This is a genomic window from Zavarzinella sp., assembly GCA_041399155.1.
Classification (GTDB): Bacteria; Planctomycetota; Planctomycetia; order Gemmatales; family Gemmataceae; genus JAWKTI01.
Genome location: JAWKTI010000007.1, coordinates 65,726 through 91,193, shown reverse-complemented (window position 1 = coordinate 91,193; position 25,468 = coordinate 65,726). Strand labels below are relative to the sequence as shown.

Below are 25,468 nucleotides of genomic sequence, written 5' to 3'. Positions count from 1 at the left end.
ACAGAGTTGGTATAGGATTATCTGGGCAAAAAAAGAATGTGATCGGGGTGGGCAGATTCGAACTGCCGGCCTCCTGCTCCCAAGGCAGGCGCGCTAACCATGCTGCGCTACACCCCGTTGGATTGAGAATCTTATATTTTCACGGACGTGGTTACAAGGGGCAAGGTTCAGTCCGCAAAACATTTTTTTTCAGTTCTTCGCACAGTGGGTTATTGTCTCAGAGCTTCCATGATCCGTTCGAACTGTTCGTTGTTGTCGAAAGAAATCACCACTTTGCCTTTTTCATTGTCCCGCACACGGATTTCGACGCGGGTGGAAAGGCGTTGCTGCAGTTCCAGTTCCAGGCTCAGCACGTGGGCCGTTTTGGCGTTGGGCTGGATTTCTTTCATCAACTCGGCTGCCTGTTGGGCCTCTGCCGCCGCTTTTTCCTGCCGGATGATCATATCCAGTGCCTTCACGGAAAGCCCTTTCATAATCACTTCGCGGCACAATTCGAGCTGACGTTGTTCGGTTGCCACCCCCTTGATCGCCTTGGCATGACCGAGGGTGATCTGACCTAACCGCACTGCATTCTGGATTTCGGCGGGCAGATTCAGCAGGTTCACCAGGTTACTGACGGTGCTGCGATCCACCCCCAGGCGGGTAGCCAGTTCATCCTGTGAGGCACCATACTTGTCCATATACTCTTTGAACCCCTGCCCCTTTTCAATCGGGTTGAGGTCGGCACGCTGGATATTTTCCACCAGGGCTGCTTCAAAAACCTGTCGGTCGTCGAAGTTCACCACCGTCACCGGGACTGCTTCCAGTCCGGCCAGTTGGGCCGCACGGTAGCGTCGTTCCCCCGCAATCAACTGGTAGCCTTCCGATTGGGGCCGCACGAGCAGTGGCTGCAGAATACCGTGCTGCTTGATGCTGTCCATCAACTGCAGAATCTCTTCATCATCGAAGTGCTTCCGTGGCTGATTCGGATTCACATGAATCGTTGTCAACGCCAGGTTTTCGTGGCGGGTATCGCTGTGATCTGCTGCTAAATGAAACTCACTCATGGTTTGTTCGTCCTTCTATACGTTACCATCCGCGATTATGCCGTGCCTCACCATTGGGGTGCAATGTCGGTAGCCATTTATCCCACGTTGGGTGTTCCACGCGGAACGCGTTGTCACCCGCACGGACGGAATAACCGGCCTGTTGGTGTTCCAAAGCTCGCCAAACTGCCCATGTTCCGGTTGTGCGGAAAACACCGATTGTGTACGTGTTCCACGTGGAACACTCCGCACCGGTATCTCAGGGACATCAGGCCCGGTTTGGCGATTGTCGCCAAATTTTTTTCTGCCCCACCTGATAAGGGTGTTTGGTAAGTTAGGCAATGTTCCACGTGGAACATCTTTCTCTGGCTTACCAGACGCCCAATACTGCAAAGCACCCAAAATGATCAAGGCGAATTTTTGCAAAAAAGTGGCAAAAAAATCGCAAATATTCCCCTTCACAAACCTGCCAGCCCTGTTGTACCATTCCCAACGTTATCGATTGGAACCGGTAACACCCCAGACCGCAGGATGCGAATCTGGGACGAGGAGAAGAGACACAGGTGAATGGATTCACTTGCAACCAGGCCAGGCGGACCGGAACCCACCTGATCTGAGTGCAGGGTATCTTCTGCGAGTCAACTTTCATCTGACCCTCCTTGTACGCTACCCCCCACCTGGCGTTTCACCGCGGCACCGTCGCTGTGGTGGCCAGCTATTGACTTGTTCCAGACAGGAAGATTACGTACATGGATCGTGCACCCATTCTGGTTCGAACTGATGCCTCTGCCGCTGCTGGCTGGGAACCGTTTTATCAAAGCCTGACTTACGCAGCGATGTTGCAGCGTCGTCGTCGCCCCACATACTTCATGGGACAGATTGAACCATTCCCACTGATCTCCCAGACGGTGCGTGGGGGAAGTGATTACCTCACCGCAGGTGCAGCAATCGGCACCGCAGAAGATTGTGATGAAACAATCCGGGAAGTGCGTCGGCTGGGTGCTTCCGCAGTCATTGTGAACGCACCTGGTGTGCAGGAAGAATATCTGCGGGAACTGGCTGCCACAGGTGCCACCGTGGTGGTGATCGATTCGGAAGCTGAGGTCTGTTTTCCCAACCGTCTGGTGATCAATCCACTGATGGGTTTAACCTCAAAAAACTATCGTTGTGAAAGTGGCACCCAGTTGCTGCTGGGCCGAAAGTATGCGATGGTGCGGCCTGTTTTCCGTCGCCAACGGGCAGTGCGAACCCACGAACCAATGAACACGGAATACCGTGCGATCGTCGCACTGGGCGATGATGACCAGGGTGGGCATAGTCTGCCACGGACGCTGGAACTGCTGAATATGTCCCGCATTCAGAAAGTCACCACGATGGTGCGCAGTCACCACCATCAACTGGGAGAGTTGAAGGCGTTAGCCAGCAAGCACTCCACTCGTCTGGAAGTGCTGACCGAACCATCGGAACTGGGAACCCGCCTTCCACGTGCCCACTTCGCGGTGACTGGTGGTTGTGGGCTGTCGCTGGAATTCACCTGTGTGGGTGTGCCTCAACTGGTGATGACCCAGGTGGATCGCCACATTGCCAACGCACAGAAACTGCACGATGAAGGTGCCGCCACCTATCTGGGTGACCTGCGGGTGGTCAGTGAAAACAACCTTCGGGATGCCGTTAACTATCTATTGGACGATGAACTGGAACGGGTTGGAATGGCCCGCTGTGCCCGCAACCTGGTAGATGGGCGTGGCTGCGACCGGATTGTGAATGGGCTCGAGTTCATGTTGCAAAGCCCCATCGATCAACCAGTTTCTTATCGCCGTGCAGCGTAGGTTGAAAGCGGAACCCGCAACTTTTATCCTCAGTCCCACGAAAGCAATTCCCTTGCTTACGCTGCGGGCTATTAAGGCAAAATCTCGAAGTAAAGGCTATTACCTTCCGCTCAGAAACATTTGTGAGCAAGATCACGAAGCCATCGATTTCATCCACTCATCCATGGCTGTCTGCATTTCCGCAGGTGTCATAATTTTGATGTTGGTGGCGATTGTCCATTTGTGCCCGAACGGGTCCAATACCGTTCCCGTGCGATCACCATAGAACATATCGACAACGGGCATCACAACTGAGGCACCAGCAGCTACTGCCTGGTTAAAAACTTCGTCGCAATTTTCCACATACATTGCCACCCCGCCACTGGTTCCGTTCAGGGTGGTGGGGCTTTGATTGCCCCACTCCGGGTTCTCTTCTGCCAGCATCAGCTTGGAATTGCCAAACTCCAATTCAGCGTGAGCGATGCTGCCATCGGGTCCGGTCAGCCGAAAAAGCTCTTTGGCCCCAAATGCCTTTTGATAAAATTCGATCGCCTGTGCCGCACCTCGAATGGTGAGGTAGATGGTTAAGGTGGTATAACCTTCTGGAATTGCCGTCCCCATTGTTTCAACCTTTTACTGATTTTGTTGGAAACACTGGCAAAATTTTAGCAGGCTTTCCCCACAGTACGATGTCAGTAGCAAACAATTTTTCAAACTTTCACATCCGTCGAATGGCAGAACAATGCAGCTTTTATCTGAATTTTGACCGGCCCAGTGCCGATAAAATAAGTAACACTTTTCATTTGTTTCAGCCAAAAACACCCCACAGCCACTACTCAAGCAGATTGCACCGGCACTATTTCGCGTTGTCTAAATTGCATTTTTGGTTAAACTAACAATAGTTCATTTTCAGGAGTGCGTTCCGTGGTCCGTCGTCTGCTTGCCATCATTGGTCTGTTTTTTTTCATTGGGTGCGACAGCAACGAAGTCAATACCGGCGCTGGCAAACCCTCGCAGCGAGACCCCGAAGTGCAGTTTCGTCATATCGGTGACTACCCGATTCAGATGGTGGCCACCACAGGTATGGTCGCAGATCTTGCCCGCAATATTGGTGGGCCCCACGTGCAGGTGACCCAACTGATGAGCGATGGGATCGATCCCCACCAGTTTAAAGCATCACCAGGGGATATTCAGGTCTTGTCGCGGGCTCAAATTATCCTTTACAATGGCTTGCACCTGGAAGGGAAAATGGGCGACATTTTTGAACGCCTCGCCAAAAAGAAAGCTGTTTTTGCTGTTGGGGAATACCTAGCAGAAGAGCGAATTCTGAAAGATGAAAATGGCGGCTACGATCCCCACCTGTGGTTTGATGTGGCTTTGTGGGCTGATGTGGCTACAGTGGTAGAAAAGATTCTGGTGCAGTACGATCCAAAACACGCTGCGGAATATCGCCAGAATTCGGAAAATTTTCGGAAGGAACTACTGGCACTTGATGCAGAAGTTCGAGAGCGGTTCGCCAGTATTCCCGCACCACAACGGGCGCTGGTCACAGCCCACGATGCTTTTCGATATTTTGGCCGAGCCTATCAGGTAGAAGTGCGTGGCATTCAGGGCATCAGCACCGAAAGTGAAGCAGGAGTGCGTGAAATCAACGAACTGATCGATTTTCTGAAATCGCGGAATATTTCCGCAGTGTTTGTGGAATCGAGCGTTTCTGATAAAAATCTGAATGCCCTCATCGAAGGTTGCCGGGCGGTGAACCATCCGATTAATAATGGAGGTACACTCTATTCTGATGCGATGGGGAAAGAAGGTACTCCTGAAGGCACCTACATCGGGATGATTCGCCATAATATGGAAACGATCGACAAGGCACTTCGAAAGCCATGAGTGCGGAACTGATTGTTGATGTGCACGATTTGACCGTTGCTTACCAGCGTAAACCAGTTCTTTGGGATATCGACTGGACCCTGCACCAACCCGCATTGGTGGGAATCATTGGGCCGAACGGTGCCGGCAAAAGCACCCTCCTGAAAACAATTCTTGGTTTAATTCCCCCTTCGACTGGCCAGGTCGCTATTTTTGGAAAACCGGTAGCACAGGTCCGGCAGCGGATTGGTTACGTCCCACAACGGGAAAGCGTCGATTGGAATTTCCCCGTTTCAGTTCTGGATGTGGTGCTGATGGGCACGTACGGCCAACTGGGCTGGTTTCGTCGCCCCGGTCGCACTCAGCGAGAGCTGGCAATTCATTGTCTGGAACAGGTGGGGCTGACTGATTTTGCCCACCGTCAGATCGGCCAGCTATCCGGTGGACAACAACAGCGAACATTTCTGGCACGCGCATTGGCCCAGCAGGCAGATATCTATTTCATGGATGAGCCGATGGCTGGTGTGGATGCAGCCACCGAACGAACCATTTTCGCAATTCTGAAACAACTGCACCAACAACAAAAAACAGTTATCGTGGTACACCACGATCTTCGCACCGTGCCAGAATATTTTGATGAAGTTGTATTGTTGAATCTGCGCCGGATTGCCAGTGGCCCCACTGCGGAAGTATTTACACCTGCAAATCTCAAGGCAACTTATGGCAGCCGACTGGAAATTTTAGACCATGCTGCAGATGCGGTCGCCAGTGGAAAATTAGGCCAATGATCCGCTACAACACAGCCATCGTTTTGCTGGGCGTATCCCTGTTGGGTGCCACCGCAGGCACGGTTGGCAGTTTTGCAGTATTACGTCGGCGGGCATTGGTGGGTGATGCTCTGGCCCACGCTGCACTGCCGGGGTTGTGCATTGGCTTTCTGGTGGTGGGTGAACGGCAATTATTTGGCATGCTGGCTGGGGCATTTGTTGCCGGAATTCTTGGTGTCTGGCTGATCAATGCCATCAAGCAGCACACTCGAATTCAAGAAGATGCAGCGATAGGTATTGTCCTGAGTGTGCTCTTCGGCGTGGGTATTGTGCTGAGTCGAGCAATTCAGAACAGCCCCACGGTTTCGGGAAGTAAAGCTGGTCTCGATTCCTACATCTATGGCAAAACGGCTGGGATGGCGGCCATCGATCTTTACAGCATTATGGCAATCACCGCAATTGCCTTACTGGCACTGATTCTGCTTTTCAAAGAATTTCAACTGATCAGTTTTGATCGCAATTTTGGTTTTACCCAGGGTTGGCCAGTGCGTTTCCTGGATCTCCTGCTGACAGGTTTAATCGCCCTGATTGTCGTTGTCGGCCTGCCCGCTGTGGGGGTGGTCATGATTGCTTCGCTGCTGATCATCCCAGGTGTGATAGCACGTTTCTGGACGAATCGATTAGCAAACGTGGCCATTTTGTCTGCGTTCATTGGTATGGTAATGGGCAGTACGGGTACCATGCTGAGTGCCACGATATCGCAATTACCGACAGGCCCCACCATTACTTTGGTGGGCACTTTGCTGTTTCTGTTGACTGCATTGTTTGCCCCACAACAGGGGATATTGGCCAACTGGCGAGTTCGGCGGGCGAATCACCTGCATGTCGATTACGTAGATTTTCTGTTATGGCTTCGCAATCGGCCACAACCGATACTCGTTAACCAACCCCAGTCACGCTGGTCTTCGACCCGTTTTCGGCAACTGCTGCAACTGGGAATTGACCGCCAGCACCTGCAATTTGCCACACATGAAGAATATCTATTCACCAGCGAAGGACTCGCACAAGCCGACTATTGGCTGGTGCAGCACCAACGCTGGCAGGGATTGTTATTGCACTACCCCGAGTGGGCATCACAAATTGACCCTTATCATCCGGACGGAATTGAAGCAGTCATTCCCAAAGAAGTGCTGGAATTGTGTGAAAGGGAATCGGAACTGAATCCCAGCTCATCTTCAACCAGACAGTTGTCGCAGCCCCCACAACAGACATGATGAACTGGCTGCAGTTGCACGAGCTTGATATCTGGACGGTGGTGGTGGGAATCCTGTGCAGCGTTCCCTGTGCGATGCTGGGTTGTTACCTGCTGTTACGAAAAATGAGTCTGCTGGGTGATGCAATCAGCCATGCCATTTTACCTGGGCTGGTGGTCGCTTTTCTGCTAACCGGCACACTGTCCGGCTGGGCAATGGCAATGGGTGCGGGCATTCTGGGTATTCTCACTGCATATTTCACCCAGGCAATTAATCGATGGACAGCCGTTTCGGAAGATGCCAGCATGGGGGTGGTATTCACATCACTCTTTGCATTGGGTGTGATTTTGATTTCCCGTTACGCTTCCCAGGTCGATCTGGATCCCGGCTGTGTTCTCTATGGGCTGATTGAATTTACCGCATTAGACACTGTTGAAATCTGGGGCTGGGATGTCCCACGATCCTGCCTGTCACTAGCACCCTTGTTGCTGGTCACCATCTTATTTGTGGTGCTCTTCTGGAAAGAATTGAAACTGGTGGCTTTTGATTCTGCTCTTGCCGATGCGATGGGCTTTCGGTCGTCCCGAGTTCACTACCTGTTGATGGCAATGGTTGCCAGTGCCACCGTGGCCAGTTTTGAAGCTGTGGGCTCGATCCTGGTAGTTGCGATGCTCATTGTGCCACCAGCAACAGCCCATCTGTTATGCGATCGGTTGAAAAGCATGATGATGGTGGCTGTTCTCATCAGCGTACTCTCAACCATTCTCGGTTACATCGGTGCGGTGTACTGGAACACCAGCGTCGCCGGGATGATGGCCAGTACCAGTGGGGCTATTTTTGCACTGACTGTGTTTATCGCACCTCAACATGGTTTGATCAGTAAGTGGTTACGTCGGAACTGGTTAATGCTGACCATTACGTTGGAGGATGTATTGGGGGAACTCTATCGTAAGGAAGAAAACAACAGATCCACTCGAAAAATTCCCGCACCCGCCTGGTGGCGCCGTCTGGCACGTAACTATGGCTGGTATCGCGGCCTGCTGAATTACCAGGCTGGGCAATTTCAACTGACCCCTGCTGGTCGGGAAAAGGCGAGCCAACTGGTTCGCACCCACCGGTTGTGGGAGACATTTCTCAGCACTCATCTGGATTTACCGAGCGATCATCTGCATGATCCCGCAGACCGGATGGAGCATTTTATTTCGCCCGATCTTCATCAACAGATTGCTTCGGAACTGGCCCATCCTAAACTCGACCCCCACGGCAAGCCGATTCCCGATAAGCCGGAATGATGCAAGGCGATCCGTTTTGATAATACTGTTTTGTGAGCTGACGGTGTTGGCTGCGATTTCCCTTCAAACGGTTGTTGGCACAACCGTCTAAAACCAGTATCGGACAAACGACCTGATGACCTCATTCAAACAGCACCACTTCGGAGCTAAGTGCTTTCCGATACAGGGGTTGTGCGATCGACCATTCCCACAATGTGGTGGGCAGGTCACGCACGGTGGAGGTGGGCAAATCCCAGATACGTACACTTTTCAGCGGTTCGCCAAGAATCTTTTCCACACCCAGTTTCCAGATGGCAAATGCTGCAGGTGCCCTGCTTTCCCCACAATTCAGTGCGGCAGCATGGTAGCCACCCTGGGGATCTCGCCACAGGTAATCGATACTGGCAAAAATCGATGGCAGCTCCGGTTCGTCTGGCCACGGCACCAGAAATGGAAAATTCATTTCATGCCAGGTTGCTTGCTGCCATTCGCAATACCAGACACACGTTCGAAGTTGTTCGAGTTCAGGAAGCCATTCCATTTCCAATGGTTTGTTATCGCGTTGCAACCAGTCGATCTGCTGAATCAGTGGGGCAATTTCCTGCCACCGTGGGAAAGGTAACAACAGGCTGAGTTGCTGCCGATGGGAAGTTCCAAGTCCTTGATTGGCTAATTTTTGCAGCGTTGTGGGATCTAAAATTCGGCGTTCCAGCCAACTGTTCGAAATTGCCCACCCCCACTGTGCTGTGGGAGAATCCAATTCTTTATCCAGTCGGTGTGGGCGTGGGTAGACGGGGTAATCCACCGTCACCGTGGGGCGATACTCCACGTCTGGAATTTCTGCAATCCGTCGCATGTGTGTTCGCACGACGACACCCACAGCGGGGTTTATTGGCAAGCCACTATCCAGGTGATAATGTTTGCCCAGCAGCATGCACCAAGCCTCGATCTTCGTATTCAGCGTGATCCCATATTCCAGTCGCTCCGGCTCTTCATCCAGAAACCCAGACAGAATCAGGTACGATTCAGCCCGCGTACAGGCCACGTAAAAGACACGGTCGGCTTCTTCTGCATCCAGCATCACATCAAGCGAAAACCCCAGACGGCTGGGATATTCACTGAACAATGGGATTTCTTCGGAGCCTTCCAAAGGTGGTTTGACAATAGTTTTCAGTTTTTCCTGCCAATAAATCTGCTCACGCTGCTGCCTGGTGGTGGGCTGATTGATGTCTGCCAACACCACCACAGGGAATTCCAAGCCCTTCGATTTATGAATGGTCATCATGGTGATGACGTTCGCATTTTCCGGCGAGCTGGCTGCCTCTTCCTCTTTCGCCATCTCCCGCACCAGATCGGCCAGACGTTCAATAAAGTCGCCGAGATCAAAATCTTCGGTGCGGTCAAATTCGCGCCCGATCTCAATTAATTTCCACAGATTGGCCTGCTTCCGATCGGCCAGTGGTTCAAATTGCAACGAAGCATCAAAGCCGGTATCGCGCAGAACCTGCTGAATCAATTCAGTAATTCGCAGATGGTCTTTCATTTCCCGCCAGTGGGTAATGCACTGCCGAATTCGTTCGATCGCCGCACGCTGGTCCGGTTCCAGTGGTGCCAGGCAATCTGCATCATGCATCGCCAGCCAGATATTTCCATCATGCTTTGGGTTTTGGCGAGCCAGTATCACCAGCGAATCATCATTAATGCATGCCATCGGCGAACGTAACATTCCAATCAACGACAATTGATCTTCCGGCTGATTAATGGTGCGGAGTGTATTGAGCAGATCATAAATTTCCTGCTGGGCAAAAAATGATCGCCCGCCAAGCAGATAGTAATCAAGCCCCACATCTCGCAGAGCTTCTTCATATTTCTGGATGTGGGTAGTGGCACGAAACAAAATCGTCACATCTGCTGCCTGCACCCGCCTTTTCTTACCAGTGGTGCGGTCGAAAATCAGAAAATCATCCGTATCCAGAATTTGCGTCAGTCGAAAGGCAATGTGCTTTGCCTGAGCACGCTGTTTCCCATCTGCAAAAATTTTGTCTCCCGGATTCGGTGTGGTCCAGAGAAACTCCACCACCGGCTGATTATCTTCAATTGACCGCCCAGCCTGCAGAGGTTCGTAATCTGGCAGACGATCCTGAAAAATGGAATTCACAAACCGCAGGATGCCCGGGTGGGAGCGAAAATTAGTCGTTAGTTGTAAATGACCCGATTCAGAAATCCCCGTTTTTAATGCCTGAAACAGGTCCACATTTGCACCACGGAAGCGGTAGATCGACTGCTTCACATCTCCCACCACAAACAACTTGAGGGTGTTAAATGTCCCATTGCACAACAACTTGATCAGTTCAAACTGTTTCGGATCGGTATCCTGTGCCTCATCGAGCATGATGAACTGATATTTATTGTGCAATTCCTGTTGAACTTGCGATTTGTCCTTCAACAGATCTACTGCCATCACCAGCATATCGTCAAAATCTACTGCATTTTGCTCTAACTTCCTTGTCTGAAAGGTTTTCAGTGATTCCAGCGCCACGCGAATGAAGTGCTGGCCAATGGCTGCCGCTTCCGTTAATTCTTCCGTATTGTCGGGAATGATCTGATTGAGCAGGTCACTTTTTGCTTTGCGAAATTCAGCCAGAAGGCTGGTGACTCGTTTCTTCAGATCGTTGGAAAATTGATAATCTTTGCCTTTTGGGGCAAGCGTCAGAGTATGTAATCGATCAATGGCACGGGCACTGAACCCTTCCTTGATCATCGTTTTCCAAAGGGTGGCCGCTTCTTCATATTGTGTTTTGAAACTGGGCCATAATTTTGCAATCGTGGGTGCGTATCGCCAGAAGTTTTGAATTTCCCACTGGGTGCGGCTAACATGCAGCAGCCAGTCCCTCGGAAAATTGGTGCGGGCGATCTGCAACCAGTGCTGGGCATTCGCTGCGTTGTCTTCCTTAGAGGCTTCCAGCCAGTTGGCTAGATTCGGCTTTTTCACCAGGCCCTGTACGGCAGACACAACGGTATTCCAGCCAAAAATGACCACAATTTTAGAAAGATCTTTTTCGAACGTGGCATCGGTTTCCAGCAGATTTAACAGCGTGTCTTCCACGGCAGACTTGCGAATATTGTGGGAGACAATTTCGGTCAGCACCGTAAACCCCGGCTGCAGTTCAGTGTATTCCTGATAAGTTTTTAATAATTCGGTGCAAAAGCCATGAATGGTGAAGATCTTGGGCGATTCCATCGCCCGCAGGTGGGCTTTCCAATAACTGGCATCATCCGGATCGGTAACGGTTCGCAATCGATTCCGGATCGCACTTCGAATGCGTTGCCGCATTTCCGTGGCTGCCTTGTCGGTGAAAGTGATGGCAGCAATATTTTCCACCTGCACTCCCGGTTGCTGCAGGTAACGCAAATATCTTTCGGTGAGAACGGTGGTTTTGCCGCACCCTGCACCTGCTGAAAGGATCAGTGCGGTGTCAGAATAGTCAATTGCTTGCTGTTGTTCAGGCGTAAATTTTCGCGACATGTGCTGCGGGCATTCAAACGAGGTGCAATGAAACTAACAAAACCTATCAATTTAGTAGGCTTTAGGCCCCACCGTGGGGATTACTTCAGGCCTTTGACCACATCCAGGCACTCTTTGGGGTGGCCCTGAACAGAAACCTTGGTGATCACTTTGGCCAGTTTCCCTTCACTGTCAAAAATCCAGGTGGCTCGTCCTTTCACGCCCAGCGCGGTCATTAATTTTTTCTCAGAATCGGCAATCAGTGGGAAATTCAGCTTTTCTTTTTCGGTAAACTGTTCCTGTGCCGAAAGTTTGTCGGCACTGAAGCCGATAACCACGGTGTTCTCTTTGTCGAAGGCTTCGATCATATCGCGGAAGCCGCACGACTCGATGGTGCAGCCACGGGTCATTGCTTTGGGGAAGTAGAACAGCACCACTTTTTTGCCTTTGAGGTCTTTCAGATTAAACTTGCCGTCTTTGGCGGTGCTGACGGCCTTATCTGCTTTGGTAGCAAGGACTTCCAGCGGCGGAATGGCATCGCCTTCTTTGGGTTGTGCCAGCCCACGTGAGGTGGAAATGCCCAGCACGATTGATGCGGTCAGCACCATTAGTGAAAATAATCTCATTTGTTGTCGCTCCCGAGGGAATCCCCCACGTGCTTCCGCGTGGGAGTTCAGGTGTGTTTCAAGTCGAAGCACCTCTATTATTCATATCGCAGGCAAGAATGCAAGCACCGTAGCGGGGAAAGTGTCCCCCGGCCCCAGCCCGACGGGGTGACATCTGAGATTTCGCTTTAGCCACGGTGACTGATAGGATAGTCGTCAATCTGTTTCAATATTGAAGTTGCCTGCATGAAAAAAATTTTCCGTAAGAAGTGGCGGCTGGCAGGAATCCTGTTGTTGATCCTGCTGCTGTATATTTTCTGGCCAGCCCAGTTTTACCGCACAGTCAGTTACGAGACCACACGGATCACCAAAGTGGATGATCAGGGGAATGTGGACTACGCCACCGGACTGAACGAACAGTTAAAGGGGGATATCAAGCCGGAAGAAAACGCGATGGCGCTGATGGCGCAAGTGATTCCGCCGAACCAGGAATTGACCAGGAAGCCGCCAGAGTTTTATCGTTGGCTCGAGATTGAAGAACCGAAAGAAAACGCTCCATTCCTGCAACGTTACGCAATTACTGGTTCTGAATATCCAGATCTTAAAATATATGTAATAACTGAAAAATGCATGCAGCCATGGGCTAAAATCGATTTTCCGGATGAAGCCGAATTCTTACAGGCGAATCAGGAACCACTGCAAATTCTCAGTAAAGCGGCAGAGCGCACAAAATATTTTCATCCCGTAGTTACTACGAATGTTCCAGAAAAGCATACTTCAATCGATGTTGGAATAGTCGATTTTCTCAACAGGCAGAGAGAAGCTGCAAACTTTCTCAATATGCGGGCGATGAATGCGATCCAGGAAAAACGCTTCGATGACGCCTGGAACGACTTTTATACCATTCATCGGATGGGTAGACTGATTCAAAGTAATCCAAGTGGCTTTATGGAAGATCTGATCGGGTTATCGATCGAGCGCATTGCGATTAAAGGCTATGAAGTTCTTCTAAGCACGCAAACCTGGTCTGTCGATCAGATCAAAGTAAAAGCAGAGTTTCTGAACAAACTCCCCACACCAGCATCTCCCGCCTTTGTTCTGGATCAACACGAACGGTTGATTATTCTGGATACGATTCAAGTAGTTTATGCAGCGAAAAATTTCCAATACTCTTCTAAAAAATATCATGTTGTAGATGATGCGGAATTTTATGAACGGATGGTTCAGCGATCAATAGATTTTGATTCTTTGCTTCGCAGGGTCAATGCAAAAATTGATCGCATCGTTGTTGCTATGAGTATTCCAGACAATAGCGACAGATTTGAGGCAATGGAAAAAATTAAAAAAGAGAATTTTACTATTCACTTTATTCCATGGAAAATGCAGCTTCATGGGATCACAAAACGATCTGAAATGATTGGACAATGGATGCTTCAAAAACACTTGTACACCATCTACTCAATTGAAAGGTCCGCATCACGACGAAGAAATCTTCTGAAAAGTACTCAGATCGCTTTTGCTATTGCAGAATATCAAGCAAGGGAAGGAAAATATCCTGAGAAGCTGATCGATCTCAAATTGCCTGTCGATGTAACACTGGATATCTACACTGGCAAGCAACTGCATTATGAGCGCTGGAACCAGGGATATATACTTTGTAGCCTCGGAATCGAAGAAAAATGGAAACCACACCTGGAACAAGCAAGACTTGGTGGTATAAGACTAGGTTCTGTTGACGAATGAACGGCATTTGATGAACGTAGCAGCCAGATGAATGAAGCTCAGAAAGCAGTCTGACAATTTGTCGTATCGAGTTGCAATTCTTCGAAATTGCTTCAATTTATTAAAGAATCTTTCTATTTTGTTCCGGCTTTTGTAAGCTTCTTTGTCGATTGGCCATTCTTCCTTCGCATTTGATTTGTTTGGGATATGTACTGGAATATCCCCTTCTTCGATCACTTTTGATCGGATACTATCGCTATCATAAGCTTTATCTGCAACAACTTCCTCGATATCAGGAACTTGTATGATGCTTTCATCAAACAGATTGTCGAATTCAGGTGCATCTCCAGCTTGTCCAGGAGTTACTTCCACTGCGATTAACGTGTTTTCGTCAAGACATGCAACGTGAATCTTCGTACTCAATCCCCCTCTACTTCTCCCAAGATCCTGATCATCGTCGTCACCAGTTTTTGCCGCCAGCAGCATGTTGATGTGCTCGAACTACTGAGCTATCGATGAATATTCGTTTGATGTTTTCCAGTGGTGTATCTTTCGGCATGTCCTCAAAAAGTCGCTGAAAAACATTGTTTTCACGCCAACGTTTGAACCGCTGATAAACTGCATTCCAGTCGCCAAATCTTGAAGGTAAATCTCTCCAAGGAAGCCCAGTTCTGATAAGAAATAACAGTGCCTCAAGGAACATAAGATCAGTAAGTTTTGGCTTTGCCCCAGCAGCGGATCTCTTGGCTCGTTCGACCAATGGCCTAAAAATTGCCCAAATTTTGGGTGTAAGCATTGCTCTCATGATGCGCCTGCCTTGACGTTAAGTGCCTGTAATGAAAGGGTTTAGAGAGAAATTCCGATTCGTCAACACGCCCTAGAAGACAGCAAAGATGATGAGAGAGATTTTCAATCCACCCTTATCCGTATCCCGTGGCAATTGCCCGAAGAATAAACTATTCTGGTGTGCGTAATTCGAATGGTGGGTGGAAGTCGTTGAACCTCTCCATGTGCATCAAATCAGTGGTACCAGCATGTACTGGTAGTCGCTGGAAACTTCAAACAGCACCGCTTTCTTCGGATCGACAATTTGCAGCGTTACTTCCTGTGCGGGATCCAGCACCCGCAGAAAGTCCATCAGGTAGGAAGAATCGAACATAATCTTTAATGGCTCTTCTGCATACTCTGGCAGGTCCATCACCACATCGGATTCACCCGTTTCGGTGCCACGGGCATTCAGTTTCACTTTGCCAGCGGCAAAATGTAACTCCACCCGTTTACTTTCCTGGTCGGTCATCACGGCTGCCTGCCGAATCGATGTCAGAAATAGCCCCACGGGCAGGGTGATCTGCTGTTCAAACTTTCTGGGAATCACATTCCCGTACGGTGGGAACCGACCTTCCGCCAGGCGGGTAGAAATGGTGGCTTTATCGGAGACAAAAAAGGCACTGTTTGGTCGAAAACAGGCTTTGATCTGCTGTTCCGGATCCCCTTCGCTCAACAGGCGGTCTAATAATTGCACCGCTTTGGCGGGTAGCAATGCACTGACATTTTCCGGATTCTCACCGTGGGGCTGACATTCCCCCTGTACCAGAGCCATCCGTTTACCATCGGTGGTGACCATCCGCAACTGCTTGCCGGTAATTTCCCACAAGGTGGCACGCATGGCATATTTGCCTTCTTCCTTACTGGCGGCAAAACTGGAATAGCGAATCATTCGCTGCACCATCGCCGCTTCCATTTCGAACCAGTTCTCTTCCTGACCCAGTTCATCCACATCGGAATAAGTGGTGGGATCTTCCAGAGATATCTGATACCGACCGTTATTGGTGCGGATTTTCGCTTTATCTTCGCTGCATTCGATATGGATCGAATCGGATTTGGTTTCTTTCAAAATGCTGATCAGGCGATCGGGCGGCCACACTGCCTGGCCATTTTCTTCAATCCGCACACCTTTCAGCTCGTAGCGGATGCCCACTTCCAGATCGGTCGCCATCAGGGTTAAGGTGTCGCCCGCAGCAATTGCCTTGATCTTGGAATAAATCGGCATGGGTGAACGTGCTGGCAAAGCCACCGAAACCACCTGGCACGCGTTTAACAGCCCATCCCGCATGCTATCGACAATCATCTGGAAACTCACTTCATCGTTGGGTGTAGATCTTGTGAATCCGTTCTGTTGCCGTGCGTCATGCGAAAGCCACCGTGGGAAACCTTCTGGTGCCCACAGTGCTCTATTCTCTTGCAGAAGTTCAAGTATCTTTGATATACGGAACTTGGGTAAGATTGGAGGGTTTGTTCTGGTCTCTTTCCCACCGTGGGTTGTTTTGCTGACCTGGCTTGCTGTCTTAATAAATTCCTTTACAAATTTAAAACTATCGTAGCAGTAGTAAAGAGATGTGCAAAATTGTCTGTTTCTGGTGTCTGGAAGGCTGCAAGTACTGAAATGGTAACCAGTTAGCGTTTGAACAGGCATTGTGGATAACTTGTTTCCAGTCTGGCAGATTCCTGTCGTTGATCGGCGCGCGATTGGGCGGTGAATTTCGACCCCCAAAAGTGGGGCCATTTCAGTAACTGAAAGCAACAGCCGCGCGCCAGGTTAGTGACAAGTTATCCACAATGATACTGCCACTGACGGTGGGTGAGATTATGTGGATTGTGTATGGATTCTGTGAAGAAAATATGGATTATTCAGATAATATTTAAAATATCAGATTAACTATAACTGCTTATCTGACAAGCAGTTATGATAATCGCTTCCGCACAGAAAGTCTCACCTGAGCTAGTGTAGTGCGGAATGTCTGCACAATCGAAACAAATTTCTGAAATTTTTCTGAAAATCGAAAATTGTCGCACGTGGGGAGCTGAAATGTGGGGCTCAGCTCAGCGCATAAAAAAATGACACCCCTGCTACTTCCCCAATCCCATCGTTTCACGCCGGCGGGCAATGAAAAGCTGGATACTCTGCATGGTCAGAGTGGGGTACGTGCTGGGGTGTCATTCCGAGCGAATACCAACGAACTGGCAACTATTTTCCGGGAGTCACCACAGTAGGAGTAACGGTCACGGGAGCGTCACTACTCATGGGGTAAGTAGGATGGGGGACATTTCCGGTTGAATCACCGGGAACTGGCTGGCAATCGCAGCCACCTGCGGTGTGTTTGCAACCAATACTGATCACCATTAAACCGGCAACAATCAAACATGCAACGCGTTTCATCAAAAACCCTCCTTGGTTTTACCACCGGTTAGTAATGAGAATTCTTTCACTCATTAAAAATGCGGCGTTGGCATTTTCCGCCAATTTCCTATTTTCCTCCACTTATTTCGGTTGATCTGAATCGCCGACTTTACCCATTATTCCCGTTTCGGTGGTGGAAACAGATAATTTAGGTAGATTAAGTGCGAGTCGCACAATAGAGGTGATGGGATGGATGCGATTATTTTGGCTGCAGGGTTCGGAACTCGTCTCCGCCCCCACACGGAGCACGTGCCAAAGCCGTTGTTGCCGGTTCAAGGACGGCCAATTCTGGACTGGACTATTGCTGGTTTGCCACCAGTCAACCGCCTGATTGTGGTGGTCAACTACCTGGCGGAACAGATTGAAGCCTATTTGCAGCAACAAACGCACGTTGCCAATTGGTGTACAGTTCATCAGTCGATCCCACGTGGGACGGGGGATGCCTTTTTGTCCTGTCGCGATCAGGTGGAAAGCGACCACGTGTTAGTGCTGAATGGCGACGACTTGTACAGTGCTGCCGACCTGCACCGCATGAGCAGTCATTCTGCCGCCATTCTGACCCAAACTGTGGCGGAGCCACGGAAATTTGGTATTGTATTCTGCCACCCGGATGGCACGTTGGCGGAAATGCAGGAAAAGCCCGACCTGAATGGCCCACAACTGGCAAACATCGGTGCGTACCTGTTCCCGAAGTCTGCTTTTGACATCCCACTGACGCTGTCGGTGCGAAATGAATACGAAATTACCGAAACGGTGGCAAAACTTGCCGCACAGCAGCCGTTTTATGTGGAACGGGCTTCATTCTGGTTCCCGATTGGCACCATCGAAGCGTGGCAGGCAGCAGAAACTGCGGATCTAAGCCCCACCCAGAAGTAGTGAGGTGCAAGTGCCCCATCCGTGTCAGAAAACAGACACCAAACAAATGATTTCAAATACGATTGGGGAAATTGTCTTACGTATCATTTATTTTGCTGTTAAGATTCTTTGTACAAAGAATCTTAATTAAAAGTTAAATTAAATTACCCAGATTCTCCATTTTCGCCACGTGGGAGAAGTCTCCCTTGTACGGAATTTCCAAATGCGGTACAACAAAACCCATTAAGCCGATGGGAGTACGTCTGATTGTGGGTTCACCCCACCTGCAGGCGTTGATTGTTTGCAGCTATGAAAAATTTTCTTCGTGTAATGCGGGCGTCGTGGTTGTATCGCGGTCGTATTATCCTGTCGGTGGTATTCGCGTTGATTGCGGGAGCCCTCTGGGGTCTGAATATTTCCGCAGTTTACCCAGTGTTACAAATTCTGGGCAACGATTCCAATATGCAGTCGTGGGTCGACCAGCGAATCAACAGTTACACTGCTGAAATTGATGGTCGTGAAAAAGAACTTGCCGATATCAAAGAACGTCAGGCAGCGTTCGAACGATTACCACCAGAACAACGATCCGAACAAACAGAACACGAACTCACCGATGATCTGAACCGTGTGCAGGACCGTCTTTCAACAGCACAGACCCGGCAGTGGCGTTTTCAACAGTTGAAGCACCACGTAATTCGGCATCTCCCCACGGATCGGTTTAAGACACTAGCCTGGATCCTGGGCATGGTGATCGTTGCAGTGGCTCTGAAAGGAGTCTTTGAATTCGCCCAGGAAACCCTGGTAGGGATTGTAGTGCACCGCACCACACGGAATTTACGAAACCATTTCTTTCACAAAGCACTGCACCAGGATCTACGCCAGCTTCAGGAAGGTGGCTCTGCTGACCTGATGTCCCGCTTCACCAACGACATTGAAGTGATGGGTAACGGCCTGAAGTTGCTTTACGGGCGGGTCGTGGCCGAACCACTGCGGGCTTTATCGTGCGTCATTCTGGCCTGCTATATTTCCTGGCAGTTGACCTTGCTGTTCCTGGTGATTGTGCCCATGGCACTTTATGTGATGACCACCGCCAGCAAAATGATGAAACGTGCGTCTCGTCGTGTGCTGGAACGGATGGGCAACATCTACAAAGTGCTCAAAGAAGCATTCCAAAGCATTCGTGTCGTAAAGGCTTTCACCATGGAACCTTACGAACGCCGGCGTTTCAGCCGCGCGGCCAACGAATACTCCCAGCGAGTAATTCGCGTGACCACGATTGATGCCCTTACCAGCCCACTGATTGAACTGGTGGGCGTGATGGCGATGTCGCTGGCACTGCTGGCCGGTGCGTATCTGGTGCTGAATGGCCAGAAACGGATCTTCGGCGTGCAGTTTACCACCAGCCTGCTGGAAACGGGTGCTTTACTGCAGCTGTATGCCTATCTGGCAGGGATGGCCGATCCGGTACGAAAACTATCCAGTGTCTATACGAAAGTGCAGGCAGCGGCAGCAGCAGCCGACCGTGTGTACAGCACCATTGATATCGCACCGAGCGTGAAAGCGAATGAAGATGGGCCCCGCCTGAACCGCCATACCGAAAGTGTGGTTTTTCAGAATGTCTGCTTTTCCTATGTGCCTGAAAAACAAGTACTTACGAACATTTGCTTCGAAGTGAAGGCGGGGGAATGCATTGGTATCGTGGGTGCGAACGGAAGTGGTAAATCGACCTTATTAAACCTGTTACCACGCTTCTACGATCCGGACCACGGTTCTATTCTGATCGATGGCATCGATATTCGGAAAGCGAATCTCCGCAGCCTCCGGAGGCAAATTGCTCTGGTAACGCAGGACCCGATTCTGTTCGACGATACGATCTACAACAACATCCGCTATGGCAGTCGCCGACAGGGAAAAGAAGCGATTGAAGCCGCTTCGATTCTGGCGGGTGCCCACGAATTTATTGTACAACTGCCCCAGGGCTATGACACGCTGGCGGGCGACCTGGGTAACAGCCTTTCCGGTGGGCAGAAACAGCGGATTGCCCTGTCGCGAGCAATTCTGCGCGATCCGTCCATCCTGATTCTGGATGAATTTTCCAGTGCCATTGATCCGGTTTCCGATGCGGTGATTCACAAAGCACTGGCAGAATTCAAAAAAGGCCGCACCACTTTCTTTATTACCCACAAAATGCACACTCTGGACATCGCCGATCGCATCATCGTGATTGATAACCACCAGTTGGTGGCAGCAGGCACCCACGCGGAACTGTTGGAAACCTGTCCAATATTCCAACAATTGTATCACGCCCATGGGAACTTCCGTCACTCACAATCATCATGATGGTGCAGGATCCCACGTCACTTCGCTGGTATCAGCGTTCCACCTTCATCTTGGCGCTGCAAATTTTCTATGGGGCATTAATTTTATTGCCCAGCCTCAATTCACGTGGGCTTTGGGCCAGTCACGAAGCACGTGCCGCACTGAATGCCCGCAGTATGCTGGAACAAAGCCAGTGGGTCATTCCCCACTTACCTGATGGCACGCCCGAACTGCAGAAACCGCCCGGATACTACTGGATGGTTGCTGGCATTGCCATTCTGAATGAGCGTGTCGTTTCGCCCATCTGCGTGAGGTTACCAGCAGTGCTGGCGGCATTTGGGTGCATGATCGTTATCCACCGATTCCTGTTCCGACACGGGAAACGTGCTGCCAGTTGGATCGCACCCCTTGTGCTGGTTACCAGTATCCGTTTCGCAGGTACGGCCCAGGTGGGGCGAATTGATCTCCCATTAACATTCGCTGTAACTTCTTTTCTGGTAATATTTTACGAAAAGAATGTTTCCACAGTCCGCCTAATGCTCGCCTCCCTTTTCCTGGCAGGTGGGCTGTTGTTGAAAGGCCCGATTGCCCTGGTATTGGTGGCCACAACCCTTGGCCCATGGTGGTTGTTGCAATACCGAACATTCCGTTGGCAATGGTTATTCAAACTATCAATTGCATGTCTGATTGGGATTCTCCTGGCAGCACCCTGGTACATTCTGGCCCACACACGCACCGATGGGGCATTTACGCGTGAATTCTTTCTGTACCACCACCTGGCGCGTGCCACTGGTCAGCAGGAAGCACTTGCCAGCTACCCACTGTGGTATTATCTGCCACGGATACTGATTGATTTTCTCCCCTGGACTGCGGCCTTGTTCGTAACCTGTTACCGGAAAAGTACTTGGGGCGATCCGCAAGCACGTTTCACCGCCTGCTGGGTGGGGGGAATGTTTCTGTTACTGTCGCTGGCCAGTTTCAAACGAGCCGATTATCTGCTGCCACTGTTTCCTGGTCTGGCCATCCTGTCGGGAATCGGCATTGCCAGCGAAATTGCCCACCGCACGTGGGGAAGGTTCATCAGAATCAGTTTCTGGACGATCATCGCAATCTATCCGGTGGGTTGGCAGGTATTCGACCACGTGGTGACGCGAAAAATGGAAGAAAAGCACCAACTGGCTTCGTTTGCCGCAGAAATCGTTCGCCACAAGCCCACCGACAGCAAGGTAATATTTTTTCAGGTGGAATCGCACCAATTAGCCTACCATCTGCATCAGCCATTTCTCACAATGACCTCGTATACTGATATTGCAGCACAGGCCGCCTTACCAGGCGATTTGTACGTCATTGCCCGGCTGGGTGCCTTGCCGGACTTACAGGCGCTGTTTGGTAGGCAATTGCATGTGCTGGTACAAAATACTACCTGGAACGGCAGGCCACAGCACCGTCCGGTAGCCTTGATCACCATAAGGGAAATTGATGGCATCTCCCACCGCTGAAGATCGTGTTTCTCTCATCATTCTGGGGTTGAGCACGCCATTTGCAACAGATCCGGTGGTAAAACGCTGGCTGCAATTGCAGGATGCCTTCAAAACCACGTGGGAATTCATTCTGTGCCAGCCTGCCGATGAAAATCAGGTGCGGTGCGACAGCATCCAGGACAATATCCACGTATTGCACTTCCCCAAAGAAACGGGTGCTGCAGAAATGCTCACCGAGGCGGTGCAGCGCAGTCAGTACCCACTGGTTCTGGTGGCCGATGCCCAGATCAACCCCACGCGGGCCGAAGTGCACTCCATGTTTGGTGCGTTACCGCTGTTAAACGAGATAACGGGTGAACAGGTCTCTGTGGTCAGCACTCGCCGTAGAGGGATCGCACTGCCGAAATGGAAAAAACGCCGTAAGTACTTGTGGAGCATCTGGTTACGGATTGTGTTTGGCTATTGGGCCAGCCCACCTGCCGCATGGTATGGGCCAGAATACGAACAGTTGAAACGCAAAATTCGCTGGATGTTCAGTGTGCACTTTTTCGATCCGTTCAGCCCACTGAAGCTGTTTCGCCGCACGGTGCTGGAAAAAATGAGTTTTCAGTCATTCGGCCCGTTCCTGTGGGCTGAATTGCTGGCGAAAGCGAATTTTCTAGGCTGCACAATGGACGAAATCGACCTTTCCGCCCCACTGACGGCCTGGCAGGGGGGTGATGTCAACGCCGATCTTTGGAAACTCTTCCGCCAGCCGAAATTCCGCTCGCCAATCCCATTGCTGGTAGATCAGAATGCAAAACCATCCCCCACCCAGGAACTGGCCGAACCAGTACCGGAATAGTTGATCAACAAACGCTGATCTGTTTCGGAGAACTTTATTCCCATCAGTCCAGGGTGAAATATGTTCGAAGTATTCGATTTTCCGATAGAGCATAGCCCGCAGCGCCAGCAAGGGAATTTCTTGTAAACTTGACGATGGCACAGACGAAAAAAGATCGGATAGTCCTCATTCTAACCGAGACTGTGAGTCAAAAATGATCCAATCAATTCCGATGAAAAAATTGATTGTTATGCTCAATTGTATGTTGCTATCCGCATGTGACGATAGCTCAAGTGAATTGCGCTTTGAAACAAATACATTTCGATTTACGATTAAAAATGTTCGATCAGATATTGATGTAATTGCGTACAAACTAACCATTTTAGATCGCTCTACCATGGAGAAAAAGACATCTTTCATAGGGAAGTCAACGAGAGTCCAACCTGTAGACTCAGAGGCAGAATTTGTAGAAATTAACAAGAGATGGGTGGTTGGCTACATCAAACATAGTCGATCAGTAATCGTTTTTTTTGAATTCGATCTTGTTGATTGCATAGCGTATACTGGATATGGAGATGTCCCTTGGACAAATGGACAGGCGCTAAAACACTATTTCAAATGCCCAGTAATACAAACTAATTTTTCTGATGCAATTACAATTCATAGATACAATTTAGAACTGCTAACTGAATAGCAATTCATAATCAATTTTAATTCTAGGACTGATTGTTTTGCGTGTTGGCCTCAGACACATGGACGCTCGACAAGTCGCCAAGATCAGAATAACGATGAAATTAGACGATTACAAGACGTTTTTTGATTTATTGATCGCAAATATTTTGTTAAGAAAAGATACATGATCCACAACAGGTTTTCTCCATGCCAGTTCGAGTTTCTGCCCTGGATTCCCGCCTTCGCGGGAATGACGGTTTCAAGAGGGTAACCGGTAATAGGTTGTAGTTTGAGTTTTCTGCCTTCGTGGGGAATGACGGTTGTTGTTGCAACCGTACGAAGGAAACAACGGCAATGCTTCAGGCACGAAGTGCCGTCTAGTCTTAGCCTGGTCCGTGAGGGCCAGGGATGGAAGTTTTCAATTACCGAAGGCCTGTAAGGCCGTCTCAAGATTCAAATTTCCTCCCATGGATTCCCGCCTTCGCGGGAATGACTGTTTCAATTGGATAACAGGTGCTAGGATCTACTTTGAGTTTTCTGCCTTCACGGGAATGACGTTTTTTTGACAATCGTCTGAAGGCAAACAGCGTCCATGCTTCAGGCACGAAGTGCCGTCTTCCCTAACTGCGTTAGAGAAATGTGGGATTCAAACCTACTTTGTGCGCGGACAGAGTTAGTTTTTCAATTGTGTCCCAGGGATGTATTGGGTATACTGAACCAAGATTTGTGTTCCTCATACTGTACCATATAACCTGCAGCGTCAGGACATGTCAATAATCCACAGTTTCCCACTTGGTGACTATGTTAATTTGGCCAATACTCGGCTCTTTTGCCATTCTGGTAATCGTCGGTTTTGTACTCTTTTGCTTCGTGTATTTAGTCAATCTACTCGGCTTTCTAACAGCACTTAAAGCGAAACTTGAGCGCGAGGGCGAGATTGTCAAAGCCTGGCTCGTATTCGCAAATGAAAATCTTTTCCGTAAAAGCAGTGAACATGACTCGTTGCCTGCTATGTTCGTCTGCACGTTGGATGACGTATCTGATTTGGAAGAGAAGTTACAAGAGTGGGCTGAAGCGATTCGCCATTTTAAGGCAAGAGACAATGATGCAGTTGATGAGCAAATCATCGAAACCGTTGTAAGGACTGAATACGGTAATCGATATCCCGTTAGAATTCCGAAGTGGATTACTGGAAAAAAATACAAGGCTTACTTCGTCTGTATTTCCGTTTATTACAAGTTCCTGCCAGACGGGAAGCTTACTAAGCCCTACATTTATTGCAAATTTTATAAAGGCGAAGAACACGATGATGGTGATGCTGAAATGGTCGCCTATCCAAAGTATGATGTTTGATTTCTGAGCACAGATTACTGGAGAACTGCGTGAGCTATTACGACAATGAAGAAGGAATAAACGACTGGAAAAAACTGTTGTGGAAAGCCACCGTTACCGGGATTGGCCTCGCCATCCTCCTGGTTCTGCTTGCCGCCTTTATGCGTGTTGTCTTTCTTGTAGGCATACTTTATGGCCTGGGACTATTCTGTGCGACTATTGTTTTCACGAAATGTGCATCAAAGGTTGAAAATGAAGAACCCACCAATTACCTGGGCGGTGTCGATCTTGTTTCATTTCCCTTTAAGTATTTCAATCAATATCCACAATTGTTATTACTTGTTGTTACTGCCGTTCTCACCATAATCTCAGCTCCCATGGCTTCATCCTTTGCTGGTTACATGACGTTCTCAAGCACAACCGAGAATAACCATGTAGAAGAAAATGGTTTCCGGCCAGAAATGCGCTTCACTGACCTTCCCGCCAGAAACAATCCGGATGATGTTCAATTTATGTGGGGCACATTAGAAGTTGTGGCCGTGAATACAAGCTCAATCTGGGATAAGAATGATGGAAAAAGTGCTTTCGATTCAAATCTGAATACTTGCTGGAATGCTGGTAAAGGTGCCCCTGCATGGCTGGAAGCTGATATGGGCAAGTCCGTTACTCTTAGTGAAATTCGCCTGTTGCTCAACACTTCAGGTGGCCCACAGACCGTTGAATTATGGGTTTCTGACGACCCAATGGGTGAAACTCGGCAACAGGGTAACTTGGTACACACGTTCAATGGCGTCTACAGAAAATACGATGAACTGCATTTTGGATTTCCGTTGGGCATGAAGGCTCGCTACATCCAGATTCGAACCACACGGTCATTTAGCTGGGTTTCCTGGTTCGAGATTGCAATTGATGGACACTAAGAA

At 49.5% G+C, this 25,468-nt stretch carries 20 protein-coding genes and 1 tRNA gene; 12 read left to right on the top strand and 9 right to left on the bottom strand.

Annotated features, from left to right (window positions below):
* Nucleotides 1-42: 42 nt before the first annotated feature.
* Together R3B84_23755 and R3B84_23750 are read right to left on the bottom strand one after the other, a co-directional pair.
* Nucleotides 43-117 (bottom strand) — tRNA-Pro (locus R3B84_23755).
* Nucleotides 118-209: 92 nt separating this feature from the next.
* A complete protein-coding gene (locus tag R3B84_23750; protein MEZ6143591.1) occupies nt 210-1,046 on the bottom strand; it encodes a ParB/RepB/Spo0J family partition protein in 837 nt (278 codons plus the stop codon).
* A 728-nt stretch (nt 1,047-1,774) separates the two neighbouring features.
* Between R3B84_23750 and R3B84_23745 the strand changes: the two genes are divergently transcribed.
* Nucleotides 1,775-2,854: a polysaccharide biosynthesis protein gene (locus R3B84_23745; protein MEZ6143590.1), complete on the top strand. Its 1,080-nt coding sequence runs from the start codon at nt 1,775-1,777 to the stop codon at nt 2,852-2,854.
* A 132-nt stretch (nt 2,855-2,986) separates the two neighbouring features.
* On the opposite strand, the gene R3B84_23740 is transcribed toward R3B84_23745, so the two are convergent.
* Nucleotides 2,987-3,454, bottom strand: coding sequence for a VOC family protein (locus tag R3B84_23740; GenBank protein ID MEZ6143589.1), 468 nt, complete (start codon nt 3,452-3,454; stop codon nt 2,987-2,989).
* Between the two features lie 303 nt (nt 3,455-3,757).
* Between R3B84_23740 and R3B84_23735 the strand changes: the two genes are divergently transcribed.
* Genes R3B84_23735 through R3B84_23720 form a run of 4 tightly spaced genes read left to right on the top strand, consistent with a single transcriptional unit; the run spans nt 3,758 to nt 8,014 of the window.
* On the top strand, nt 3,758-4,723 hold the full coding sequence (locus tag R3B84_23735; protein ID MEZ6143588.1) for a zinc ABC transporter substrate-binding protein: 966 nt from the start codon (nt 3,758-3,760) through the stop codon (nt 4,721-4,723).
* The gene (locus R3B84_23730) at nt 4,720-5,490 is read left to right on the top strand and encodes a metal ABC transporter ATP-binding protein (protein MEZ6143587.1); all 771 of its coding nucleotides are present in this window, start codon (nt 4,720-4,722) and stop codon (nt 5,488-5,490) included. The genes R3B84_23735 and R3B84_23730 overlap by 4 nt, the downstream gene beginning before the upstream one ends.
* Complete coding sequence (locus R3B84_23725) at nt 5,487-6,743, top strand: iron chelate uptake ABC transporter family permease subunit (GenBank protein ID MEZ6143586.1); 1,257 nt, start codon at nt 5,487-5,489, stop codon at nt 6,741-6,743. Before R3B84_23730 ends, R3B84_23725 begins: the two co-directional genes overlap by 4 nt.
* Nucleotides 6,740-8,014 (top strand): metal ABC transporter permease, encoded by a 1,275-nt coding sequence (locus tag R3B84_23720; protein MEZ6143585.1) that lies wholly within the window; start codon nt 6,740-6,742, stop codon nt 8,012-8,014. Before R3B84_23725 ends, R3B84_23720 begins: the two co-directional genes overlap by 4 nt.
* 121 nt (nt 8,015-8,135) lie before the next feature.
* Here R3B84_23720 and R3B84_23715 read toward each other — a convergent pair whose 3' ends face one another.
* Both R3B84_23715 and R3B84_23710 read right to left on the bottom strand, forming a co-directional pair.
* Nucleotides 8,136-11,519 carry a UvrD-helicase domain-containing protein gene (locus R3B84_23715; GenBank protein ID MEZ6143584.1) on the bottom strand — a complete coding sequence of 1,128 codons (3,384 nt, stop codon included), beginning with the start codon at nt 11,517-11,519 and terminating at the stop codon, nt 8,136-8,138.
* An 80-nt stretch (nt 11,520-11,599) separates the two neighbouring features.
* Nucleotides 11,600-12,196 (bottom strand): peroxiredoxin, encoded by a 597-nt coding sequence (locus R3B84_23710; GenBank protein ID MEZ6143583.1) that lies wholly within the window; start codon nt 12,194-12,196, stop codon nt 11,600-11,602.
* Nucleotides 12,197-12,475: 279 nt separating this feature from the next.
* Here R3B84_23710 and R3B84_23705 point away from each other — a divergent pair, with 279 nt between their 5' ends.
* Nucleotides 12,476-13,846 carry a hypothetical protein gene (locus R3B84_23705; GenBank protein ID MEZ6143582.1) on the top strand — a complete coding sequence of 457 codons (1,371 nt, stop codon included), beginning with the start codon at nt 12,476-12,478 and terminating at the stop codon, nt 13,844-13,846.
* Here R3B84_23705 and R3B84_23700 read toward each other — a convergent pair.
* From R3B84_23700 to R3B84_23685, 4 genes are all read right to left on the bottom strand, one after another.
* Nucleotides 13,826-14,311: an IS5 family transposase gene (locus tag R3B84_23700; GenBank protein MEZ6143581.1), complete on the bottom strand. Its 486-nt coding sequence runs from the start codon at nt 14,309-14,311 to the stop codon at nt 13,826-13,828. The two genes, R3B84_23705 and R3B84_23700, sit on opposite strands and share 21 nt — an antisense overlap.
* Nucleotides 14,286-14,630, bottom strand: coding sequence for a transposase (locus tag R3B84_23695; protein ID MEZ6143580.1), 345 nt, complete (start codon nt 14,628-14,630; stop codon nt 14,286-14,288). The genes R3B84_23700 and R3B84_23695 overlap by 26 nt, the downstream gene beginning before the upstream one ends.
* A 210-nt stretch (nt 14,631-14,840) precedes the next feature.
* A complete protein-coding gene (dnaN, locus tag R3B84_23690) occupies nt 14,841-15,953 on the bottom strand; it encodes a DNA polymerase III subunit beta (protein ID MEZ6143579.1) in 1,113 nt (370 codons plus the stop codon).
* Nucleotides 15,954-16,850: 897 nt separating this feature from the next.
* A complete protein-coding gene (locus tag R3B84_23685; protein MEZ6143578.1) occupies nt 16,851-17,042 on the bottom strand; it encodes a hypothetical protein in 192 nt (63 codons plus the stop codon).
* 210 nt (nt 17,043-17,252) lie between these two features.
* Here R3B84_23685 and R3B84_23680 point away from each other — a divergent pair, with 210 nt between their 5' ends.
* The 6 genes from R3B84_23680 (at nt 17,253) to R3B84_23655 (ending at nt 25,465) form a co-directional block, all read left to right on the top strand.
* Nucleotides 17,253-17,939 carry a nucleotidyltransferase family protein gene (locus R3B84_23680; protein MEZ6143577.1) on the top strand — a complete coding sequence of 229 codons (687 nt, stop codon included), beginning with the start codon at nt 17,253-17,255 and terminating at the stop codon, nt 17,937-17,939.
* A gap of 288 nt (nt 17,940-18,227) precedes the next feature.
* Nucleotides 18,228-20,258 carry an ABC transporter ATP-binding protein gene (locus R3B84_23675; GenBank protein ID MEZ6143576.1) on the top strand — a complete coding sequence of 677 codons (2,031 nt, stop codon included), beginning with the start codon at nt 18,228-18,230 and terminating at the stop codon, nt 20,256-20,258.
* Nucleotides 20,255-21,736 (top strand): glycosyltransferase family 39 protein, encoded by a 1,482-nt coding sequence (locus R3B84_23670; GenBank protein MEZ6143575.1) that lies wholly within the window; start codon nt 20,255-20,257, stop codon nt 21,734-21,736. Before R3B84_23675 ends, R3B84_23670 begins: the two co-directional genes overlap by 4 nt.
* Nucleotides 21,717-22,562: a hypothetical protein gene (locus R3B84_23665; protein MEZ6143574.1), complete on the top strand. Its 846-nt coding sequence runs from the start codon at nt 21,717-21,719 to the stop codon at nt 22,560-22,562. Before R3B84_23670 ends, R3B84_23665 begins: the two co-directional genes overlap by 20 nt.
* 1,452 nt (nt 22,563-24,014) lie before the next feature.
* A complete protein-coding gene (locus R3B84_23660) occupies nt 24,015-24,566 on the top strand; it encodes a hypothetical protein (protein ID MEZ6143573.1) in 552 nt (183 codons plus the stop codon).
* A 77-nt stretch (nt 24,567-24,643) separates the two neighbouring features.
* Nucleotides 24,644-25,465: a discoidin domain-containing protein gene (locus tag R3B84_23655; GenBank protein MEZ6143572.1), complete on the top strand. Its 822-nt coding sequence runs from the start codon at nt 24,644-24,646 to the stop codon at nt 25,463-25,465.
* Nucleotides 25,466-25,468: the final 3 nt, after the last annotated feature.

Excerpts from the sequence above, each read along its gene's own strand:
- R3B84_23750 (MEZ6143591.1), bottom strand. The coding sequence starts at position 1,046 with ATGAGTGAGTTTCATTTAGCAGCAGATCACAGCGATACCCGCCACGAA.
- R3B84_23745 (MEZ6143590.1), top strand. The coding sequence starts at position 1,775 with ATGGATCGTGCACCCATTCTGGTTCGAACTGATGCCTCTGCCGCTGCT.
- R3B84_23740 (MEZ6143589.1), bottom strand. The coding sequence starts at position 3,454 with ATGGGGACGGCAATTCCAGAAGGTTATACCACCTTAACCATCTACCTC.
- R3B84_23730 (MEZ6143587.1), top strand. The coding sequence starts at position 4,720 with ATGAGTGCGGAACTGATTGTTGATGTGCACGATTTGACCGTTGCTTAC.
- R3B84_23725 (MEZ6143586.1), top strand. The coding sequence starts at position 5,487 with ATGATCCGCTACAACACAGCCATCGTTTTGCTGGGCGTATCCCTGTTG.
- R3B84_23720 (MEZ6143585.1), top strand. The coding sequence starts at position 6,740 with ATGATGAACTGGCTGCAGTTGCACGAGCTTGATATCTGGACGGTGGTG.
- R3B84_23715 (MEZ6143584.1), bottom strand. The coding sequence starts at position 11,519 with ATGTCGCGAAAATTTACGCCTGAACAACAGCAAGCAATTGACTATTCT.
- R3B84_23700 (MEZ6143581.1), bottom strand. The coding sequence starts at position 14,311 with ATGCTGCTGGCGGCAAAAACTGGTGACGACGATGATCAGGATCTTGGG.
- R3B84_23695 (MEZ6143580.1), bottom strand. The coding sequence starts at position 14,630 with ATGAGAGCAATGCTTACACCCAAAATTTGGGCAATTTTTAGGCCATTG.
- dnaN (MEZ6143579.1), bottom strand. The coding sequence starts at position 15,953 with ATGATTGTCGATAGCATGCGGGATGGGCTGTTAAACGCGTGCCAGGTG.
- R3B84_23685 (MEZ6143578.1), bottom strand. The coding sequence starts at position 17,042 with ATGAAACGCGTTGCATGTTTGATTGTTGCCGGTTTAATGGTGATCAGT.
- R3B84_23680 (MEZ6143577.1), top strand. The coding sequence starts at position 17,253 with ATGGATGCGATTATTTTGGCTGCAGGGTTCGGAACTCGTCTCCGCCCC.
- R3B84_23675 (MEZ6143576.1), top strand. The coding sequence starts at position 18,228 with ATGAAAAATTTTCTTCGTGTAATGCGGGCGTCGTGGTTGTATCGCGGT.
- R3B84_23670 (MEZ6143575.1), top strand. The coding sequence starts at position 20,255 with ATGATGGTGCAGGATCCCACGTCACTTCGCTGGTATCAGCGTTCCACC.
- R3B84_23665 (MEZ6143574.1), top strand. The coding sequence starts at position 21,717 with ATGGCATCTCCCACCGCTGAAGATCGTGTTTCTCTCATCATTCTGGGG.
- R3B84_23660 (MEZ6143573.1), top strand. The coding sequence starts at position 24,015 with ATGTTAATTTGGCCAATACTCGGCTCTTTTGCCATTCTGGTAATCGTC.